Origin of the sequence: Mesorhizobium sp. LNHC229A00 (assembly GCF_000502415.1) — a bacterium.
Lineage (GTDB): Bacteria > Pseudomonadota > Alphaproteobacteria > Rhizobiales > Rhizobiaceae > Mesorhizobium.
This window is the reverse complement of sequence record NZ_AYWQ01000260.1, coordinates 1-250: the sequence shown is the minus strand read 5'-3', so window position 1 is coordinate 250 and position 250 is coordinate 1. Positions and strand designations below refer to the sequence as shown.

Sequence of the window (250 nt, the reverse complement as noted above, 5' to 3'; positions counted from 1 at the left end):
ACGACGCTCTTCCGATCTGCTTGCGCGAAATCTCGGAGGGCTGGGTCTCGCAACGCTCGTAGAACATCTGGCCGGGGACGACCTCGAAGAGGTCGCCACGCTTGAACGAGTCCATCGCGCGGCGCACCAGATTGGCGTATTCGCCGGGCTCATGGTCACCGCGTGGCGGGATGCGGTCGGCGGTCTTGAACGGCTCGGCGATTTGGTCGCGTGGCAGGCCTTCGGTCGAAAAACCTTCGCCCGCATAGTC

At 64.0% G+C, this 250-nt stretch carries 1 pseudogene; it reads right to left on the bottom strand.

Going from position 1 to position 250, the window contains the following annotated elements:
- Nucleotides 1-250 (bottom strand): annotated as a pseudogene (locus X742_RS01000000171395) (anthranilate synthase component I); the annotation flags it as partial.